Raw genomic sequence first — 19653 nt, 5'->3', positions numbered from 1 at the left:
CGACCATAACGATGGCTTATGTTGTGATCGGGGTTCAATAAATCGCTAAACAAGGTATACTCCAGCGGTTTCAATAGTTGTTTATTGTACTAAACGCTCCCGTGAGAGGATGCTACGGCGCACCTATGACTCAATTCGCTTCTCCTGTTCTGCATACGTTGCTGGATACCGATGCGTATAAATTGCACATGCAGCAAGCCGTTTTTCACCATTACTACGACGTACAGGTAGCGGCCGAGTTTCGTTGCCGTGGTGATGACTTGCTCGGTATTTACGCCGACACCATTCGTGAACAGGTCGATGCTATGCAGCATCTGGCGCTGCAGGACGACGAATACCAGTGGCTCTCTGGCCTGCCGTTCTTTAAAGCCGACTATTTAGACTGGCTGCGCAATTTCCGCTACAACCCTGAACAAGTGACGATCACCAACGATAACGGCAAGCTGAATATCCGTCTTGCTGGCCCGTGGCGTGAAGTGATTATGTGGGAAGTGCCGCTGCTGGCGGTCATTAGCGAGATTGTGCACCGCTATCGCTCTCCCGAAATGGGCGTTGAACATGCGCTCGCGATGCTTGAAAGCAAACTCGGCGAATTCGCCCAGATGACAGAATCCGTGGATATGTCCCGTTTCCGCCTGATGGATTTTGGTACCCGCCGCCGTTTCTCACGCGAAGTACAACAAGCCATTGTCGAGCGCTTGCAGCAGGAGCCGTGGTTCGTAGGCACCAGCAATTATGATTTAGCCCGCCGCCGCAATCTGACACCAATGGGAACACAAGCCCATGAGTGGTTCCAGGCGCACCAGCAAATCAGCCCCGACCTTGCCACCAGTCAACGTGCTGCGCTGGCGGCGTGGCTGGAAGAATATCCGGATAAGCTAGGAATTGCGCTGACCGACTGCATTACCATGGACGCGTTCCTGCGCGATTTTGGTCCTGAATTTGCACAGCGCTATCAGGGCCTGCGCCATGATTCCGGGGATCCGGTTGAGTGGGGCGAAAAAGCGATCGCGCATTACAAAAAACTCGGCATTGATCCGCTGACCAAAGTGTTGGTTTTTTCTGATAATTTGGATCTGTCTAAAGCCCTCGAGCTTTATCGCCACTTTTCATCCAGAGTGAATTTGAGCTTTGGAATTGGTACGCGTTTAACCTGCGATATCCCTCAGGTCAAACCACTGAATATCGTTATCAAGCTAGTGGAATGTAACGGTAAGCCAGTCGCCAAGCTATCTGACAGCCCAGGCAAAACCATTTGCCATGACAAAGCCTTTGTTCGTGCATTGCGTAAAGCCTTCGATCTGCCGCAAATCAAAAAAGCCAGTTAACCTGTTTGGGGCCATTCCTGGCCCCTCCCCTCATATTTTTCTCTTTTCTTCTCTATTCTCTGCGAATTCTACTTGTCTGATGGCGGATGCCAGGTAACATAGATATCCCCCCGATATGGGCGGACAAGTGTCTATATCCTAAATAATAGGGTTGCAGGAAGGCGGCAAGGGAGTGGATCCCCGGAGCTTACATAAGTAAGAACGAGCGCAGCCAACCCACATGCAACCTGAAGTATGACGGGTATTTTTTCCGACTATTAACAGAGAGATTATTATGAGCGTTGTGCCTGTAGCCGACGTACTCCAGGGCCGTGTCGCCGTTGACCAAGAAGTCACCGTGCGCGGATGGGTGCGTACTCGCCGAGATTCTAAAGCTGGCATCTCCTTCCTCGCCGTCTATGACGGTTCCTGCTTTGATCCTGTACAGGCCGTCATTAATAATTCTCTGCCCAATTACAATGACGACGTTCTGCACCTGACGACCGGTTGCTCCGTCATCGTTACGGGTGTTGTGGTCGCTTCCCCGGGTCAAGGCCAGAGCTTTGAACTGCAGGCGACGGCAATTGAAGTTACTGGCTGGGTTGAAGATCCTGACACCTATCCTATGGCGGCTAAACGCCACAGCATTGAGTATCTGCGTGAAGTCGCTCACCTGCGCCCGCGCACCAACATGATCGGCGCCGTGGCCCGTGTGCGCCACACTCTGGCGCAGGCCCTGCATCGCTTTTTCGATGAGCAGGGTTATTTCTGGGTGTCCACCCCACTGATCACCGCATCAGATACCGAAGGTGCGGGCGAAATGTTCCGCGTTTCAACATTAGATCTGGAAAACTTACCGCGTACGCCAGAAGGCAAAGTCGATTTCGACAAAGATTTCTTTGGTAAAGAAGCATTCCTGACCGTATCCGGCCAGCTCAACGGCGAAACATACGCCTGCGCGCTGTCTAAGATCTATACCTTCGGCCCCACTTTCCGCGCGGAAAACTCCAACACCAGCCGTCACCTGGCGGAGTTCTGGATGCTTGAGCCAGAAGTGGCTTTCGCGAACCTGAACGATGTTGCAGGTCTGGCAGAAGCGATGCTGAAGTACGTCTTCAAAGCCGTTCTGGAAGAACGTGCGGATGACATGAAATTCTTCGCTGAGCGTGTCGACAGCGATGCGGTTGCACGTCTGGAGCGTTTTGTCTCCGCTGATTTCGCTCAGGTGGATTATACCGACGCGGTGGCTATCCTGGAAAAATGTGGTGAGAAATTCGAGAACCCGGTTTATTGGGGCGTCGATTTGTCTTCCGAACACGAACGTTATCTGGCTGAGAAACACTTTAAAGCCCCGGTCGTGGTGAAAAACTATCCGAAAGACATTAAGGCCTTCTACATGCGCCTTAACGAAGACGGTAAAACCGTCGCCGCAATGGACGTGCTTGCGCCAGGCATCGGTGAAATCATCGGTGGTTCCCAGCGTGAAGAGCGCCTGGACGTGCTGGACGCACGTATGGAAGAGATGGGTCTGAACCCGGCAGATTACAGCTGGTATCGCGACCTTCGCCGTTACGGCACCGTGCCGCACTCAGGCTTTGGCCTGGGCTTCGAACGTCTGATTGCCTATGTCACCGGTGTTCAGAACGTACGTGACGTTATCGCGTTCCCAAGAACGCCGCGTAACGCCAGTTTCTAATCTCTAAAATTAATAACGGTCAGCAATTGCTGGCCGTTATTTTATTCTGCAGTGTCAATTATTGTCAGTTGAAAGTCAGCGTTTCTAAAGTGCAACCCCGTCATTCCCCCTAGCTGTTACGTTTTATTTCCACGAAACATCCATGTACAAAAAATAAACCGCATTCTTATTGCGTCTAATCGCGAATCATTGCATTAGCACAAATTTCAATCACAAAAACAGACGTTCAGATGGCTAATGTTGACAATAAGAAAAACAGGGTTGTTTAGGTTCTGTTGATATGAAACGCCTTTATTAAAATTAAACATAAGCAATTCATATATATAGCAATGCGCCAGTCTTTTTATTCAGCAATCAGTTCTGAAATTTGAGGTGGTTCACAAAGTTCCAGTAAATTCATATTTAGTTACACATAATTGCTTTTTGTTACCCAATCTTTATCTTTGTAGCACTTTCAGGCTAGCGAAACGGTTCTTTGAATGGAAAGATGCCTGTCAGATACATAAAGACACCAAACTCTCATCAATAGTTCCGGAAATATTTATTGACAGAATTTATTGAGTGCAGTGGCGAGTGTCATAAAAAAACCAATGAGGGTAATAAATAATGATGAAGCGCAATATCCTGGCAGTGGTTATCCCTGCCCTGCTGGTAGCCGGTGCAGCAAACGCTGCAGAAATCTATAACAAAAACGGCAACAAACTGGACTTCTACGGTAAAGCTGTAGGTGAACACCAATGGACTACCAATGGCGAATCTAACAACGGCGACACCACTTACGCCCGTATCGGCTTCAAAGGCGAAACTCAGGTTAATGACCAACTGACCGGTTACGGCCAGTGGGAATACAACATGGACGCTTCCGCACAGGAAGGCGCTCAGGGAACTAAAACACGTCTGGCATTTGCTGGTCTGAAAGGCGGCGAATACGGCTCATTCGACTATGGTCGTAACTATGGCGTGTTCTACGATGCGCTGGCATCTACCGATATGTTCGTTATTTGGGGCGGTGACTCTCTGGCTGCTACCGATAACTTCATGACTTCACGTAGTACTGGCTTGGCTACCTATCGTAACTCCAACTTCTTCGGACTGGTTGACGGTCTGGCTCTGGGTCTGCAATACCAGGGTAAAAACGAAGAAGGCCACACAACTTCTCGCCAGAATGGCGACGGCGGTAGCTACTCTCTGGGTTATGACTTCGCTGAAGGCTTCAACGTAACCGCAGCTTACACCAACTCTGACCGTTCTACAGATCAGTCTAAAGATGGTAAAGGCGAGCGTGCGGAAGGTTGGGCGACATCCCTGAAGTATGACGCTAACAACGTATACGCTTCTGTTATGTATGGCGAATCTCAGAACATGACCCGCGAAAACGACGGCGAGTTTGCTAATAAGACTCAGAACTTCGAAGCTGTGGTCCAGTACCAGTTCGACTTCGGTCTGCGTCCATCCGTGGGTTACGTACAGTCTAAAGGCAAGGATCTGACTGGCCGTACGGCTAACGGTTCTACTTTCACCGGTGGCGATGCTGACTTGGTTAAATATGTAGAAGTGGGTACATGGTACTACTTCAACAAAAACATGAACGTATACGCAGCATACCGCTTCAACCTGCTGGACGAAAACAATTACACCCGCGCTTCCGGTTTGTCTGCTGACGACCAGGCTGGTGTTGGTATCGTTTACCAGTTCTAATAAGCAAGCAGCCCTCTCTGCTAAATGCCTAGAAAACAGGACTTCGGTTCTGTTTTTTTATGCCTGAAAGTAAATAATGGCGACTTTTGAAAAGGCGCACGCTTTTTGTCGCAAACGGTTGGCATTTTGTAGATCAACCGTTAACCTGATAGCGGATTTCACTTCTGTAATCACAATGGAACCTCGTCATGTTTGAGAACATTACCGCTGCCCCTGCCGACCCAATCCTGGGCTTGGCCGATCTGTTTCGTGCTGATGACCGCCCGACCAAAATTAATCTGGGGATTGGTGTCTATAAAGATGAGACCGGCAAGACACCGGTTCTGACCAGTGTTAAAAAAGCCGAGCAGTATCTGCTGGAAAACGAAAACACCAAAAATTACCTCGGCATTGATGGTATTCCGGAATTTGGTCATTGCACTCAGGAATTGCTGTTTGGCAAAGGCAACGCGATTATCAGCGATAAACGAGCTCGCACAGCGCAAACGCCTGGCGGTACTGGCGCACTGCGCGTCGCGGCGGATTTCCTTGCAAAAAATACCTCTGTCAAGCGCGTCTGGGTAAGCAATCCTAGCTGGCCGAACCATAAAAGCGTGTTTAATTCCGCAGGTCTGGAAGTGTGTGAATACGCCTATTATGACGCAGCGAATCACACCCTGGATTTTGACGGCCTGCTGGCAAGCCTGAATGAAGCGCAAGCGGGTGACGTGGTTCTGTTCCATGGCTGCTGCCATAACCCTACCGGTATTGATCCTACGCTTGAGCAGTGGGAAACGCTGGCAAAACTGTCTGCTGAAAAAGGCTGGCTGCCGCTGTTCGACTTCGCCTACCAGGGCTTTGCTCGCGGCCTGGAAGAAGACGCCGAAGGCCTGCGTGCCTTTGCTGCGCTGCATCAGGAGCTGATTGTTGCAAGTTCCTATTCCAAGAACTTTGGCCTGTACAATGAGCGCGTAGGTGCCTGTACGTTGGTTGCGTCTGACGAGCAGACCGTTGACCGCGCCTTTAGCCAGATGAAATCGGTTATTCGTGCCAACTACTCGAACCCACCGGCGCACGGCGCTTCCGTGGTCGCGACAATTCTCAGCAATGACGCGCTGCGAGCCATCTGGGAACAAGAGCTAAACGATATGCGTCAGCGCATCCAGCGTATGCGTCTGCTGTTCGTGAACACGCTGGCGGAGAAAGGCGCGGATAGCGATTTCAGCTTCATTACGAGGCAGAACGGGATGTTCTCGTTTAGCGGCTTGACCAAAGAGCAGGTTCTGCGTCTGCGAGAAGAATTCGGTGTCTACGCCGTTGCTTCTGGTCGCGTCAACGTTGCGGGTATGACGCCAGACAACATGGCGCCACTGTGCGAAGCGATTGTTGCTGTACTATAAGCTTCGATAGCTAAAAAAAAAGCCCGCAGATGCGGGCTTTTTTATTCGTCTTTACCAGACAGGCATTTCATCCTGCAGGAACGGATTGTGCAAACGCTCATATCCCAGCGTCGACATCGGTCCATGCCCCGCGATAAACGTTACGTCGTCGCCCAACGGCAACAGCTTCTGTTTAATCGACTGAATTAACTGTCCGTGATCGCCGCGTGGAAAATCGCTGCGTCCTACGCCACCTTTGAAAATCACGTCGCCTGAGATCAGCAAACGCGATTGGTCATCAAAGAAGACGATATGCCCCGGCGTATGACCCGGGCAATGCAATATCTGTAACGTCACATTCCCGACGTTCACGCTTTCGCCCTCTTCCAGCCAACGATCGGGTATCAAGGGGAGACACTCATCGAGGCCAAACATGCGGCTTTGGGCGGGCAACCCTTGCAGCCAGAACTCATCTTCTTTTTCCGGTCCAATGACTGGCACACCATAGTGTTGCGCCAGTTCAGCCGCCGCCCCCACATGATCAAGGTGACCATGGGTTAGCAAAATCTGCATCAGCGTCACGCCGGACGCTGCGACTTCTTGCTTGATCTTCTCAGCATCTCCGCCGGGATCGACAAGCGCGGCCAGTTTAGTTTGTTCACACCAGATAAGCGAACAGTTCTGGGAAAACGCAGTCACCGGAATAATACGATAGTTCATACTGCTCCTTCATTATTACCAGTGCCGATTTGGCCCGGTATCAATATGCACAAAGTTGCTACGTGGGTAATATCCTACACCACCTGCGCGCAGAGATAACGCGGCTTTGCGAATATTGGCTAATGAAATGCCTTCAATATGAAAATCCATCGCCTGCCCTTTCGTGTGATAACTTTTTTTAGCTACCCCACGGCTATGGGCTCGCAATTCATTATTGGTATCGAGCGAACGATAACCGGAAACGAGTTGCACGGGCTTGCGCGTTCCAAGCAATCCCTGAAGGCGGAAAAGCTGATCAAATAATCCTGGGTCGATGGCTTTTATTTTATTCGCGCGATAGTCACGGAAAAAATGGTTTAGTTTTGCTAATTCATCCTGAATATAGCCTCTGCCATCAAAAAACTCCGCCTTAATTGACTCACCGGTGTGCAGGTTATTCAACGTCAAAATACGCGGACGAGGTGTCGAGAGGGTGGCAAATGCTGGCGTAGGCAAGATGGCCGCAGCGCCGAGCGCAACACCACCTAACGCCAGCAATTTGCGGCGATTAGCGTCAAATTTGTCCATGGTAATCAGGTCTACAGGTCAATGTTATCGTAAATATGCTTAGCGCACGAAGGGCACCTTAACTGGCTCAACAGCCTGCGTCAAGACGACCAACCCCAGTAAAGACGGGGCTTGCAGCGATTTAGCCCCATACTCACCATAACTTACGACAATCTATTTTCCCGAACTACTTCATTTACCTGATTAATTGTTCAGCTTTTGGCAAAATTTGTGCGCCTGATCGCGCGGTAAGATCATAATTGTAAATATCTGTACGATACTGAGTACGCCCATCTTCGCCAACAAACGCGGTCAGATAGTAAAGGTTAACCGGAATATTATGTCGAATATTAACGTAGCGCGTATTCCCCTCTTTGAGGGTGTCGGAAATCCGTGTGTCGTTCCACCCCGCATCACCCAACAACATATTTGCCAGTTCAGACGCTTTATTCACGCGTACGCAGCCAGAACTCAGCGCGCGTGCATCCTTCTGGAACAAGTTATGGTTCGGCGTATCGTGCAGATAGATCGCGTCCGAGCTCGGCATATTGAATTTGTACCGGCCTAACGAATTGCGCTCACCCGGCGCTTGCTGGAAGCGGAATGGCAGGTTTGACGGTGTAATCGTTGCCCAGTCAACCTGATACGGATCGATCGCCTGACTGCTGTTCCAGCCGCGCATCACAGTATAGCCGTGGCGTTCCAGGTAGCCTGGGTCATCCCACAACTTCGGCAGAATATCTTTGCGCGCTAGCGTTGGCGGGACATTCCATGGTGGATTGACGACGACATTGTTCAGCGCGCTGCTCATCATCGGCGTTTTACGATCCGGGCGTCCAACGATGACGCGTGACGCCAGAACTTCACTGCCATTCTGGTAATACACCAGCGAATAAGCCGGTATGTTCACCATTATGCCAGTTGAGAGTGTTCCTGGAAGCAGTCTCAGACGCTGAATATTGAGTGCCAAAACCCCTGCTCTCTGCGCCGGAGAGACATTTAACCAGTCGCGCGTTGATGGGCCAATTACGCCATCTGCGCCTAAACCTTGTGTCATCTGGAAGGTTTTTACTGCCGCCACCAGCTCGCGATCGTATGCCGCGGGTTTACCGGTCGGTAGCGCGGCTTTTACTTCAGGCGCAGGTGCGGATGGGCTAACCACGACGCCTTGCGGATCATCACCGGGGAGTGCAATTTTCGATTCTGCCCCTGTTGCGCCTGAACGCAACAGAATTTCACGCAATGCAGGCACATCGCTGCTCCATTGACCCGGTCGCAGCGTGGCGGTACCGCGCAGTTGCGGCCACGGTCGCGTATCGCCCACCAGCTTCAGCAATGACTGATGCATCGTGGCATATTGCGGGTGCGCTGGCGCAAGGCTGGCGATAAAACGCGGTAGGGTTCCCTGATCCAGTGCCAGTTGCCACTGGTTAATCACGGAGAGCGCAGGTGTCGCTAATTTGTAGGCTTTATCGCTATAAAGCCAACGGTTGCCATTGACCGGAATCCCGGCGACAAACTGAAGATAACCCATCATGGCGTCGGAAAGCACGATATCCCGCGCCATTCCGGTGACGGCTGGATCGGTCAACAGCTCAACCCAGGCGGTAAATTGCGGTTGAAAACCCGCAATCGCCACTTCGGCCAGCTGCTGCTGGAAAGCGCGCACGGCATCGCGGTCTTCCCACATCGGCTTCATGTCGCGCGCGGCATACAGCAATGTAAGTTGACTGATATACGCGGGTGTATAACCCGACGGCAGCTCGGACTGCAACTGCTGGTGCAGGGCTGCGGTATCGACACCGGCTGGCAAAAGTTTAATACCTGCCATAATGGCTGTGGCGGGAGACTGTTCCAGTGGTTGCGACAGCGAAGTTGGCTGCGTGCCCATCGTTGCGGAGCTATCAACCGGAACCACTTCAGGCTCATCGGCCTGCGCGTTAAACAGTGGAGCGAATATTACGGTCAGGCACACAGTCAGTGCTGATAGCTGACAACCACAGATTTTCTTTAGCAACATCCCTTGCCCCCTGTTTTCTTACGACTTGCCCACAACACCGGGGCTATTCTTAATTATAGAAAGGCATATACGCTGTTGCCTGACCTTATGTAAAGAAGTTTAAAGATAACGTAGTCTGGAATACAAGTTAAACAAATAAAAAGGGCGACACCAGAGTGTCGCCCTTTTGGTCAAAGCGCGTTACGACGCGTCAGCTGCTTCGGGTAATGATTCTGGCGGTTGCGGTGCAAAGCCGCGCAGACCCACTACATGAACATGCTCAGTATTCTGGAATACTTTACGCACCAGCTTATACGTTGTGCCTTTCTCAGGGCTGATGTTTTCTGGCGCAGCGATGATCAGCTGCATGCCCAGACGATCGCACAGCTCGAACAACGTAGCGATAGATCGCGCATCCAGTCGCGCGGCCTCATCGAGGAACAGCAGACGGCAAGGCGAAATATCTTTCCCGCGCAGGCGACGCGATTCGTCTTCCCAACTCTGCACAACCATAACCAGAATCGACATCCCGGTACCGATCGCTTCCCCGGTCGACAACGCACCGGATTCGGCACGCAGCCAGCCGTCGGAGCCGCGGTTAACCTCAACTTCCATTTCCAGATAGTTGCGGTAATCCAGCAGCTCTTCACCGATAGTTTGTGGCGTACGCTGCCCCATATCGATCTGTGGATTGAGGCGCTGATAGAGTTTGGCCAGCGCTTCAGAGAAGGTCAGACGATTGCTGTTAAACAGATCCTGGTGTTGCTCATGCTGCTCTGAAAGCACATCCAACAGCATAGCGTGAGCTTCGCGGACGTTAACGTTCAGACGCACGCTGTTCACCTGGCCAAACGACACGCTTTGCAGCCCCTGGTTGAGCATCCGAATACGGTTCTGCTCGCGCTGGATCGTTTTCCGAATAATATTCGCCACGCTGCGAGAGCTAATCGCCAGCGTCTGTTCACGAGACGTCAGCTCTTCGGTCAGACGACCCAGCTCGATCTCCATTTGCTCGATAGCTTCGACCGGATCGTCCGTGCGGATAATATCCTGGCGGATACGCTCGCGCAGGTGCTGATACACCGCCACAAAGAACTGAATTTTACGTTCCGGACGTTTTGGATCTTCTGACATGCGCAGCACATCGCGCAGATGTTCGTTATCCGCCACCGCAGGACGCAGCGCACCTAATGCCTTATCCGACATGGAACGCAGCTCATCGCCGGAAAGGTAGGCCAGCTCACGGCGATGCAGACGACGCTCAACGCCACTGTCTTTCACCAGACGCATCACCGCACACCATCCCGCTTTTGCGGTCACAACCTGCTCGCGCATTTCGTGATAATCACGTTCCAGCTTGCGGAGGCGACGGGTGAGATTATCCATCTCCGCTTCACACAGAGTCAGGGCTTTTTCCAGCTGATTACGACGCGAGCGGTTATTGCTCAACTGGCTGTGCAACTCATCACGACGAATACGCGCCCGCTCTTCAGCCCCGCTATCCGCACGCACGCCGATATCCTGGAGCTCTTTTTGCAGATCGGTTAACAGCTCTTTTTTGGTATCAAACGAGCTTTTCAGCGACGCCAGAACCTGGCCATACTGGCTCAGTTGAGCCGCATGACTGCGCAAAGCGTCACGCGTACGGCTACGTTCTGTTTCCGCCTGCTCCAGACGATGACGCAGTTTTTCGTTGAGATCGCTGTTACCGCTCAGCATTTCCGCCGAGTCGCTATAGCCAAAGTGAGCGCGACGCTGCACCACTTCGGTCAGTGCAAACGCCTGCTGACGCGCATCGCGCTGCACCTGCTGAGAATACGCGTAGTCTTCTTTCAGCTGTTCAAACTGTTCCGGGTCGCTTTGCAGAACGGATAATACCGGCTCAAGTTTCGCCAGTTGATTCCCATGCTGCTGGACAAAGCGAGCAGCTTCCTGCGCTTCATCCAGGCGTTCCTGGATTTCGTCTACGCGGTCAGCGAGCGTGTCATCGGCCAGCAGATTCAGACGCGGCAGGATGCGGTTAAGCGCTGCAACGCCCTCTTTCGCCTGTTCGAACTGAACGCGGCTCTGCTGATTGTCGTTTTCATGAAGGCTTATCGCACGCTCAAGCTCACCGCGACGGGTATTGAGCTTGCGGATTTCCGCTTCTGGATCGGGCTCGAATGCAACAGCGACGTGGCTACCGATAAAACGACTGAACGACTGGTGTAAACGCTGGGTTTTCTGCACGTCAAAGGACAACGTCGCGAAGCGCTCAGACAGCGTTTCACGTTCCGCATGCAGACTTTCGATACGGTTTTCGCGCGCGGCACGACCAAACAGCGGCAGCGTTGGGAAACGGGAATAGCGCCACTGACGATCGGCAATTTTCACCACAACGGCTTTTTCAAGCTCATCGACGCTGAAGACGCTGTCATCAAAGGACTGGGGATCGCCTTCGATCAGATAGAGATCTTCCGGGCACTCCTCCAGGCCTTCAAGCTGGTCGGCAATCAGGGACAAATCAGGCACAACGATGGCGTTTCGGGATGGGCCGTAAAGTGCTGAGAAGTACGGCGCATCGTCCAGGCTAACATCATCATAGATTTCAGAGAGCAGCACGCCGCCAAAACGTTCTGCGAGCGCATTGAGGCGAGAATCTTCAGCGCCGCCGGGCTGGCTTAAGCGCTCAATTTCTTCGTCAATGGCACGTTTACGCGCGCCGACTTCATCGCGTTCAACAATCGCTTCACGCTCGCGTTCCAGCAGCTGCTGCAGATATTCAGTGACATCCTGGCTGGATTCAAACTCTTCACCGCACTGCTCACTGAGCTGATTCAGGCTACTTTGTGCGGCTAACCAGACAGGCGCTCGTTGCAGCAGTTTCTGCGTGCGTGACTGAAGCTGTTCCAGCTCTTGTCGCAGCGACATACGCTGCTCACCGGCATTTGACACACTGTCAGAAAGAGAGGCAATACGGGCTTCCAGTTCCTGATGCAGGGTTTCCAGTTCATCGATGTCGACACGTTTTCCGTGACGCTTGCAGAATTCAGCCAGCAGACGCTCGGCTTCCTGCTGTTCCCGAAGACGCTGTTCCAGCTCGTTCAGACGCATACGCAACGGCTGAACCTGCTCAGCCAGATGGCGCTGGTTTACACCGTCACGCAGAAGTTCACGCGCGACTTCCCACGCATCGCTTCGCGCCAACGGGCCGTTGATCGCGGTAACCAGCTGGTAAGCCTGTTCAAACTGGCTGTGTGCAGTTTGCGCCACGCTCATTTTCTGATCGAGAGAGAGTAATTTATCTGTGGCTTCTTGCTGTTTTGCCTGGAATGTCTCCAGCCATTCATCCGCGCTTTCTGGCGTCAGATCCGGAAGATGACACAGCTCTTTCGCGCGCTGCAACGCCTGTAGCGCCTGGGTGTACTGGATCGCACGCGTTTGCTGAACATCAAGCGCCTGCTGATAGTCCGCAAGCTGGTTTTTCAGCTCATCCACTTCCAGCTCAGCGGCTTCGGCGCGCGCTTCGTTCTCTTCCTGCATCTCGGCGGCTTCTGCCACCACTTCATTTTGCTCTTCGAGACGAATCTGCAGCTCATCGAGGTCGGCTTCGTAACGCTCAATTTTTTCCTGCTGACGCAGGGCGGTTTGCACCAGATTCAGGTGATCGCTGGCTGCCTGATAATCCGCTTCGAGATCGCCTTCAGCACCGTTCTGTTCGCCCAGCTCACGCGCCATCTCAACGTGCTTATACTGCTCTGCCACCAGCTGTTTACGCGAAGTGAACAGCTCGCGGCGATATTCAAGCGCCTTATCCAGATGAATGCGACGTTCATTCGCGTGGCGCATATAATCCGCCGCCACGTAGTTGGTCGCTTCGCTGATCAGGTGCTTAAACAGATCGCGGTCTGATTGGGTGACGCGAATGGCTTCCAGCGTCATGCGGTTTTCACGCAGCGCGGCTTCCATATCCTGGAATGCTTTACGCACGCCGCTGTTTTCCGGCAACAGGTAGTCGCGCAACGAGCGGGTGATAGCGCTGGAAATACCGCCATACAGAGAGGCTTCAATCAGACGATAGTATTTGCTACGGTCCGAGGCGCTGCGCAGACGACGCGCAACAATACCCAGATCGAACATCAGCGAGTGGTAATCGGTAATCGAGTTGAACTGCTTGAACTGAACCCCTTCGATCTCCTCAAGTTTCTCTTTCAGTTCCTGGAGAGAGAGGACGCGCGCCTGGCGGTCGTTCAGCGTTTCCGTCAGCATTGCGGTGGGCTGAACGGAGGTCGGTAAACCTTGAATCGCGAACGGTTTGATATCCACTTTACGGTCACGGCCTGCGACCTGTTGCAAGCGAACACCCACCACCACGCGCTGGTGACGAGAGTTGATGACATCCAGAACGGAATAACAGACGCCAGCTTTCAGCTTACCGTGCAAACCTTTATCACGTGAGCCGCTTGTGGCCCCCGCTTCAGTGGTGTTACGGAAGTGCAGCAGCGTCAAATCGGGAATCAACGCCGTGACAAACGCTGCCATCGTGGTGGATTTACCCGCACCGTTACCCCCGGATAGCGTTGTGACCAGCTCATCCAGATCAAAGGTTCGGGCAAAGAAACCGTTCCAGTTAATCAGCGTCAGTGAACGAAATTTACCACGTTCAATCATTACTCTTCCTCCCCGCTTTCCGTCTGGCTCTCTTCAGGCTCGTCGTTGAGCTGCAAATGGTTTTCGACCGGCATGGCTTCACCGTCACGGATCATACGCAGCTGCGCTTCACGCGGATCGTCGCCCGCACGCACATCAGCACCAAAGCGGAAAACCGCTTCTGTGATACGGAATTTGCTGCTGTCATGCCCCATAAACCACACCATGCCGAGGCGACGCAGACGGCTCAGGGAAGAGCGCACTTTTTCCTGTAATTTCTGACGATCGAGATCTGAACCGGTGGAACGATTGTTCACCAGCTTCAGCAGTTTGCCCTCTTCTGCCAGGGTCAACAGCTCATCGTACAGCTCTTGCTGGGTGAAAATCCCCTCATTGGCTAGACGCTCTGGGCTGAGATAGAGATAGCAAAGGATTTTGCCCACCATCATGTCCAATTCCGAAAGAACCGAACGCGGGATCAACGTCGTTGAGCGCGGGCGCAGATAGAAGAATCCTTCCGGGGCGCGGATTAGCTCCACGTTATAGCGGGCGTAAAACTCTTCCAGATACTCCTGGAAATCCATCAGAAACGCGTGATTATCCAGTTCATCAAGGCCAATGTGGCGACCGGCACGCAATTGGCTATCCAGCGCCGGAAATAACGGATTCGCCAGCGCCTGGGCCAGCTTAACTGGCATCATTTGTTCAATATTTGTCAATGACATGCGCCTGTACCTTGGCTCCGTAATCGTTAATCGGCTGCCACTTCGGCGGCAGTCCGGTGAAATCTGCTTGCGCGACGCCCAGACGTACGGCCTGGTCGACGACGATGCGGGCAATATCGAAATGACGCGCACGCGGGTATTGCACCAGATAATCGCGCACCACGAGACCGAGATCTAGCGGCACTTGTCTGGATTTATAGACCGCCAGCTGTTCTTCGATCATGGCCGCAAGTTGTTCACGAATTTCGTTGAACTCTTCAAATTCCAGATCCGGCGGCAGTTCACCGGTGACCTCTTCATCGCGAAGGGTCATCTCTTCGTCACGCATGTCCAGCAGACGGTCAGCATTGGCGTAGGTCAGCGCCCATGGCGCATCGAAATAGGTTTGCACCGACTGGCGTAGACGCTGAGCAAACACACGGTTTTTATCCATATCAATCGCGGTACGGATAAACTTATGTACGTGACGGTCGTAGCCGATCCACAGGTCAATCGACTGTTGACCCCAGCTAATAATACGGTCGAGTTTACTTTGCAGATCGAACACCAGCTTGTCGACGAAATGCAGATTGTCATGCGCCATCGTCGCATCCTGGATGCGCAACAAATTGGCCTGGAGCTTATCGCCTGCCGCTTCCAGCGTATCCTGCAGTTCACGTAGCGTACCCGAGGTTTCTGACAATAAAAGTTCACAGCTTGAGATCGCCGCACGCCAGTCTTTGTTCAGCAGCTGCGCGATATCGTCTTTTACCTGTTGCTGCTGCTCATCCATCAAGCGCTGGGTCAGATCGATGCTGTCAAAAATTTCCGCGACCGAGTATTTCAGCGGAGCATAAACGTTGCGATGCCAGTGGAATTCATCTCCGTTTTCATCCGCCGCATCCGCTGCACGCTTTAGCTCATCCGCAACGATTGATAGCTGCATGGAAAGGCGCAGCGTGGAAAACTCACGCTGACGAATGTAATAATCCGTGATGCCGATACCCAGAGGCGTCAAACGATAGATGGCGTTGCCTTCAGTCTGCTCGCTGGTAAAGCGGTTCAGCAGACGTTGACGCACCATATCGTTAATTGCGTTGTTGGCACGCACGCTAATGGTTTCGCTGGTTTGCTCAAACGCATCACTCACATGGCGGAAAGCGTCCACCAGTTCAACCTCGCTCATTTCACCATCCAGGCGCTCGCCATTCAGCGTGGCAATGGCCAGCAGAAAAGAGAGTCTGTCGACCGGCAGCGCGATGGAGAAATCGTTTTTTCTGGCCCAGGCAACCAGCTCGGGGACTGTCTGGGAAAAATCACTCATAAATTATCCTTGCATCTGCGGTGTAAGCCTAACGGGCCAGGCTTTTAATCGCGGTGACGTGTATATAGCGGCCAAGGCTCACAAACGGCTCCTGGCGGCAATACCGTGTTTCTATTTCTGTTAAGGCGTCCAGACATTCATGCTGTTTTTGTTTATCGCGCAGATAATCATGAAACACCCTGACGCCCGTTTTGCCGGTAATTTCCCAGCCAATCTCCTCCAGCCAGCCATAGACCTGCTGGGGATCGCGCGGAAAATCTGGCGAAAGCGTGCGTCGTTTCTTTTTATACATGCCCTGCTGCACATAACCGAAATTGCCCACCAGCACATTGCGCATCAACAGGCCATTGGCATTGTAGAACATCAGCGACAGTGCGCCGCCGGGGTTTAGCACAGTCCACAGCGTGTTTAACATAGCTTGCGGTTCAGCGACCCATTCAAGTACCGCGTGAAACAATATCAGATCAACCTGCGTTTCCAAATGCTGGGCAATGTCCTGAGCGGCGCAATGTATAAAATGCATGTTGTCGCTCACACCTTTCTCGTGTGCCGCGCGTTTCGCGCGCGCGACCATCTCAGCGGAAAGATCGCAAAACGTCACGTGATGACCGCGCTCGGCCATTAAAATGGCCGTCTGACCTTCACCGCCGCCGGCATCGAGAACGCGCAACTTTCGGCTACCGTAGGTGGCAAGCAGCGTATCCAGATCCTGCCAGAGGATCGTCTGGCGCAACTGCCCTTTGGTGGTGCCGTAAATATTGCGCGAAAACTTTTCCGCGATGTCATCGAAATTGCGATCCCGCATTGGGAGAGTTCCACCCGCTACCAGCAAAACCGCTATTTTGTCACACCCGCGCGGATAATGAACCTCTCTGGTGTAATATCGCGGGTAATCGCCTGCTGTATGGTCAAAAAAGGAGCCAAAAAGGATGCTTTTTACCCTAAAGAAAGTTATTGGAGGCATGATGCTTCCTCTTCCACTCTTGCTGTTGCTGATGGCACTTGGACTGCTGCTGCTTTGGTTGACGCGTTTTCAGAAAACGGCAAAAACCGTGATGACAGCGGCCTGGCTGATGTTACTGCTGTTGAGCCTGCAACCTGTCGCTGATGGGCTGTTGCGCCCTATTGAAAATAAGTACCCGACGTGGCAGGGGAAACAGAAGGTGGATTACATCGTGGTGCTGGGTGGCGGCTACACCTGGGATCCCAATTGGGCACCCAGTTCAAATTTGATCAACAACAGTTTGCCGCGTCTGAACGAAGGCATTCGCCTGTGGCTGGCGAACCCGGGGTCTAAAATGATCTTTACGGGCGCAGCCGCAAAAACCAATCCGGTGAGTACCGCTGAAGCCGGGGCGCGCGTGGCTGAATCACTTGGCGTGCCGCGCTCGGCGATAATCACGCTCGACAGCCCTAAAGATACGGAAGAAGAAGCCGCAGCGGTGAAACAGGCCATCGGTGATGCTCCATTCCTGCTGGTGACATCCGCCTCGCATTTACCCCGCGCGATGATTTTCTTTGAACATGCCGGGTTACATCCTCTCCCCGCGCCAGCTAATCAACTGGCCGTTGATGCGCCGCTGAACCCATGGGAACGCGCGATCCCGTCACCGGTGTGGCTGATGCACAGCGATCGCGTGGGCTATGAAACGCTCGGACGCCTCTGGCAATGGTTAAAAGGATCGTCAGGCGAGCCAGGGCAAGAGTGATTTCGAGGCGAGATCGAAATTGGCGCGATTAAAGCGCCCTGTGTTGACGAGCTGCGCCACTTCATCCCACATGAGATAGACCCAGCGCCGCCAGAGGAAGGATTCCGAGACGGGCGCGCGCTGGAGATAATGCCAAAGCAAACCCTCTGCCAGACCACTGTCGCTTAAACGGAAAAGCTCATATTCCCGCGGTGCCCAGAGCATAATTCCCGGCCCAACCATCGCCAGTAGCTGATCGCTGCGTGAATCCTTAAGCATGCTGCGCAGGGTGAAATTGCCATGAATCAACACGCAATTGTCGTTAAAACCGTCGAACAACGCTGGCAGACATTCGCGCGTGCGGAATAAAATTCGCTTATCCTGCATCGTCAGTCCGGTATTACTGAATTGATTGAGCGTGCCCCACAATACTGCGACACGCTGGCGATACCAGTGAGGCCAGATATTTTCCTGGGTGCTGTCAACAGCGCCCACCAGACCACGACTATCCTGCCGGTGCCAGGCAAGTAGCGCTTCAACGATTTGGTCTTTCAGTTGCTCCCATCTGTCCGGCGTACGAGCGGGTGCCTCAACGGGAACCCCGCGCAACCGTTCAATCAACAAAACATCCGGACCGGGATGTTCTTCATGCGTCATCACGCCATAGACGGTCGGCATACGCACCGTTCCGCTACGCGCGAGCAGAGACATTTTCCACGCCAGCTGTCTGGCGATACCGGGGGAAGAAAAACTCCTTGCCATTAGCGGCATCGGATTACCGTGACTGTCATACAGCGACCACAGCGAAGTGTCCGCCTTTTCATTCACGCACTCCACCCGGCTGAGTTGTTCCCCCAGCAGGTGGCTTAGCTCGGCACGCAGCTGTTCCATATCAGATTATCCCCATCAAAACTACTGCTTTTATAATGAGCGCGTCGCAGACGGATGTCACCCCGATAAGATCAATTTGGATGAAGAAAAATGAAGGAAAACCTGGCGGTAGAGCATCCCCTCGAGTGAGGGGATGTGGGGAAATTAATGCAGTTCAGCACGCACGCGTTCGAGATCTTCAGGTGTATCAACGCCCGTTCCAGGAACTTCCTGGGCAACCGCAACGTGGATTTTTTCGCCATACCAGAGCACACGCAGCTGTTCGAGCATTTCGATTTGCTCCAGCGGACTTGGCGCCCAGGTCACATAGCGGCGGATAAAGCCGGCGCGATAGCCGTAAATACCCAGGTGTCGCAGGAACGTGTCGCCAATCACCTCTTGAGAGGCAGCAAAACGGTCGCGATCCCACGGAATAGCTGCGCGGGAGAAATAGAGCGCGTAGCCTTCAGCGTCCATCACCACTTTAACCGCGTTCGGATTAAACGCTTCTTCAGCATGATGAATTGGTACGGCAAGCGTTGCCATTCCCACCTGACGCTGCGCGAGGTTTTCCGCAACCTGGCGAATTATCGCCGCCGGGATCATCGGCTCATCGCCCTGCACATTAACGATAACGGTGTCATCGCTAAAACCACATTTTTCGACGACTTCAGCCAGTCTTTCCGTGCCGGACTGATGATCGGCGCGAGTCATGCATACTTCGCCACCGGCCGCTTCGACGGCACGGGCAACGTCTTCGTGATCCGTGGCAACAATCACACGATCGGCACCTGACTCACGGGCTCTTTCAAGCACATGGACAATCATCGGTTTGCCATTAATATCCACCAGCGGCTTGCCTGGTAAACGCATGGAGGCAAAACGCGCCGGAATAATGACGACAAAACTCATGGTCGGCTCTCTTCTGCCGCCAGCGAGCGGGCTTGCGTTTCAAGCAGGACCGGAATGCCATCGCGCAGCGGAAACGCCAGATTGTCCAGTTTGCAAATAAGTTCTTGTTTATCCTGGCTGTAATAGAGTTTGCCGTTGCACACCGGGCAGGCAATGATTTCAAGTAAACGGTGATCCATAGTTCCTCCGTATCAATAATGAT

The 19653-nt window shown here is 52.9% G+C and carries 15 protein-coding genes; 5 read left to right on the top strand and 10 right to left on the bottom strand.

The features are described from left to right. The first annotated feature begins 125 nt into the window (after positions 1-125). The 4 genes from pncB to ACKI5T_RS06565 all read left to right on the top strand — a co-directional run bounded on the left by pncB (position 126) and on the right by ACKI5T_RS06565 (position 6080). On the top strand, positions 126-1328 hold the full coding sequence (gene pncB / locus ACKI5T_RS06580) for a nicotinate phosphoribosyltransferase (RefSeq protein ID WP_407436493.1): 1203 nt from the start codon (positions 126-128) through the stop codon (positions 1326-1328). Positions 1329-1602: 274 nt separating this feature from the next. After that, complete coding sequence (gene asnS / locus ACKI5T_RS06575) at positions 1603-3003, top strand: asparagine--tRNA ligase (RefSeq protein ID WP_012016846.1); 1401 nt, start codon at positions 1603-1605, stop codon at positions 3001-3003. Positions 3004-3609: 606 nt separating this feature from the next. Then, entirely contained in the window at positions 3610-4701 is a 1092-nt protein-coding gene (locus ACKI5T_RS06570) for a porin (RefSeq protein WP_317179561.1), read from the top strand. 188 nt (positions 4702-4889) lie between these two features. After that, positions 4890-6080, top strand: a complete 1191-nt coding sequence (locus ACKI5T_RS06565) for an amino acid aminotransferase (RefSeq protein WP_407436490.1) — start codon at positions 4890-4892, stop codon at positions 6078-6080. Between the two features lie 51 nt (positions 6081-6131). On the opposite strand, the gene ACKI5T_RS06560 is transcribed toward ACKI5T_RS06565, so the two are convergent. The 7 genes from ACKI5T_RS06560 to cmoM form a co-directional block, all read right to left on the bottom strand. Next, the gene (locus tag ACKI5T_RS06560) at positions 6132-6779 is read right to left on the bottom strand and encodes an MBL fold metallo-hydrolase (protein ID WP_407436488.1); all 648 of its coding nucleotides are present in this window, start codon (positions 6777-6779) and stop codon (positions 6132-6134) included. A gap of 15 nt (positions 6780-6794) precedes the next feature. Beyond that, a complete protein-coding gene (locus ACKI5T_RS06555) occupies positions 6795-7346 on the bottom strand; it encodes a YcbK family protein (protein ID WP_131487618.1) in 552 nt (183 codons plus the stop codon). Positions 7347-7521: 175 nt separating this feature from the next. Then, the gene (gene ldtD, locus ACKI5T_RS06550; RefSeq protein WP_407436486.1) at positions 7522-9345 is read right to left on the bottom strand and encodes a L,D-transpeptidase; all 1824 of its coding nucleotides are present in this window, start codon (positions 9343-9345) and stop codon (positions 7522-7524) included. A 180-nt stretch (positions 9346-9525) separates the two neighbouring features. Beyond that, entirely contained in the window at positions 9526-13974 is a 4449-nt protein-coding gene (gene mukB / locus ACKI5T_RS06545) for a chromosome partition protein MukB (RefSeq protein ID WP_407436484.1), read from the bottom strand. Continuing rightward, a complete protein-coding gene (mukE, locus tag ACKI5T_RS06540; RefSeq protein WP_012016839.1) occupies positions 13974-14678 on the bottom strand; it encodes a chromosome partition protein MukE in 705 nt (234 codons plus the stop codon). The genes mukB and mukE overlap by 1 nt, the downstream gene beginning before the upstream one ends. Further along, positions 14659-15981 carry a chromosome partition protein MukF gene (mukF, locus tag ACKI5T_RS06535; RefSeq protein WP_407436482.1) on the bottom strand — a complete coding sequence of 441 codons (1323 nt, stop codon included), beginning with the start codon at positions 15979-15981 and terminating at the stop codon, positions 14659-14661. The genes mukE and mukF overlap by 20 nt, the downstream gene beginning before the upstream one ends. A 28-nt stretch (positions 15982-16009) precedes the next feature. After that, positions 16010-16786, bottom strand: coding sequence for a tRNA uridine 5-oxyacetic acid(34) methyltransferase CmoM (gene cmoM, locus ACKI5T_RS06530; RefSeq protein ID WP_407436480.1), 777 nt, complete (start codon positions 16784-16786; stop codon positions 16010-16012). Positions 16787-16910: 124 nt separating this feature from the next. On the opposite strand from cmoM, the gene elyC reads away from it, so the two are divergent. Then, positions 16911-17690 (top strand): envelope biogenesis factor ElyC, encoded by a 780-nt coding sequence (gene elyC / locus ACKI5T_RS06525; RefSeq protein ID WP_407436478.1) that lies wholly within the window; start codon positions 16911-16913, stop codon positions 17688-17690. On the opposite strand, the gene ACKI5T_RS06520 is transcribed toward elyC, so the two are convergent. The 3 genes from ACKI5T_RS06520 to ycaR form a co-directional block, all read right to left on the bottom strand. Continuing rightward, positions 17667-18560, bottom strand: a complete 894-nt coding sequence (locus tag ACKI5T_RS06520) for a YcbJ family phosphotransferase (RefSeq protein WP_407436476.1) — start codon at positions 18558-18560, stop codon at positions 17667-17669. The genes elyC and ACKI5T_RS06520 overlap by 24 nt on opposite strands. A 144-nt stretch (positions 18561-18704) precedes the next feature. Further along, complete coding sequence (gene kdsB, locus ACKI5T_RS06515) at positions 18705-19451, bottom strand: 3-deoxy-manno-octulosonate cytidylyltransferase (protein ID WP_407436474.1); 747 nt, start codon at positions 19449-19451, stop codon at positions 18705-18707. Beyond that, positions 19448-19630, bottom strand: a complete 183-nt coding sequence (gene ycaR / locus ACKI5T_RS06510) for a protein YcaR (RefSeq protein WP_059178447.1) — start codon at positions 19628-19630, stop codon at positions 19448-19450. The genes kdsB and ycaR overlap by 4 nt, the downstream gene beginning before the upstream one ends. Positions 19631-19653: the final 23 nt, after the last annotated feature.

It is taken from the genome of Lelliottia sp., assembly GCF_045627565.1.
GTDB lineage: Bacteria > Pseudomonadota > Gammaproteobacteria > Enterobacterales > Enterobacteriaceae > Enterobacter.
The sequence above is the reverse complement of the archived record's forward strand: the minus strand, read 5'-3'. Positions and strand labels throughout refer to the sequence as shown.

Coding starts and splice junctions, on each gene's coding strand:
- kdsB (WP_407436474.1), bottom strand. CDS start 19,451: ATGAGTTTTGTCGTCATTATTCCGGCGCGTTTTGCCTCCATGCGTTTA.
- cmoM (WP_407436480.1), bottom strand. CDS start 16,786: ATGCGGGATCGCAATTTCGATGACATCGCGGAAAAGTTTTCGCGCAAT.
- elyC (WP_407436478.1), top strand. CDS start 16,911: ATGCTTTTTACCCTAAAGAAAGTTATTGGAGGCATGATGCTTCCTCTT.
- ACKI5T_RS06565 (WP_407436490.1), top strand. CDS start 4,890: ATGTTTGAGAACATTACCGCTGCCCCTGCCGACCCAATCCTGGGCTTG.
- ACKI5T_RS06560 (WP_407436488.1), bottom strand. CDS start 6,779: ATGAACTATCGTATTATTCCGGTGACTGCGTTTTCCCAGAACTGTTCG.
- mukE (WP_012016839.1), bottom strand. CDS start 14,678: ATGTCATTGACAAATATTGAACAAATGATGCCAGTTAAGCTGGCCCAG.
- ACKI5T_RS06570 (WP_317179561.1), top strand. CDS start 3,610: ATGATGAAGCGCAATATCCTGGCAGTGGTTATCCCTGCCCTGCTGGTA.
- ACKI5T_RS06520 (WP_407436476.1), bottom strand. CDS start 18,560: ATGGAACAGCTGCGTGCCGAGCTAAGCCACCTGCTGGGGGAACAACTC.
- ACKI5T_RS06555 (WP_131487618.1), bottom strand. CDS start 7,346: ATGGACAAATTTGACGCTAATCGCCGCAAATTGCTGGCGTTAGGTGGT.
- ycaR (WP_059178447.1), bottom strand. CDS start 19,630: ATGGATCACCGTTTACTTGAAATCATTGCCTGCCCGGTGTGCAACGGC.
- asnS (WP_012016846.1), top strand. CDS start 1,603: ATGAGCGTTGTGCCTGTAGCCGACGTACTCCAGGGCCGTGTCGCCGTT.
- mukB (WP_407436484.1), bottom strand. CDS start 13,974: ATGATTGAACGTGGTAAATTTCGTTCACTGACGCTGATTAACTGGAAC.
- ldtD (WP_407436486.1), bottom strand. CDS start 9,345: ATGTTGCTAAAGAAAATCTGTGGTTGTCAGCTATCAGCACTGACTGTG.
- mukF (WP_407436482.1), bottom strand. CDS start 15,981: ATGAGTGATTTTTCCCAGACAGTCCCCGAGCTGGTTGCCTGGGCCAGA.
- pncB (WP_407436493.1), top strand. CDS start 126: ATGACTCAATTCGCTTCTCCTGTTCTGCATACGTTGCTGGATACCGAT.